The sequence below is a fragment of the Robertmurraya sp. DFI.2.37 genome (assembly GCF_029211245.1).
Classification (GTDB): Bacteria; Bacillota; Bacilli; order Bacillales; family Cytobacillaceae; genus Robertmurraya; species Robertmurraya methanolica_A.
This window is the reverse complement of record NZ_JARGEJ010000554.1, coordinates 1-308: the sequence shown is the minus strand read 5'-3', so window position 1 is coordinate 308 and position 308 is coordinate 1. Positions and strand designations below refer to the sequence as shown.

1 protein-coding gene is annotated in these 308 nt (G+C 29.9%); it reads left to right on the top strand.

Annotated features, from left to right (window positions below):
* Positions 1-204 precede the first annotated feature (204 nt).
* The coding region (locus tag PZE06_RS27670) for a YtpI family protein (protein WP_275792350.1) at positions 205-308 on the top strand (104 nt) is incomplete at its 3' end.

The window sequence follows — 308 nt, the reverse complement described above, 5'->3', positions numbered from 1 at the left end:
ATAAATGATCTTTTCTTTTCATTTTTTTATGGTAAAAATGGAAAGAAAAGATCATTTATACAAATTCTTTCTTTAAGATGCTGCCAGCTTTTAGTACAAAAAAAATGATGACAGTAGCATTTTCTCATAAAAATCGTTAAGATAAAGAGTGAAGTTGTTCAAGCTTGGAGGAAATATCAATTGAAAATACTCGTTATCTTATTTGTGTTCGCTTTCACTTTCTATATTTTTTATAAGGTGAAGTATTTTCGCACACAAAGACCTGCAGAAAAAAAGTGGGTTTCAGCAAAAGCTACTGTTGCACTTGG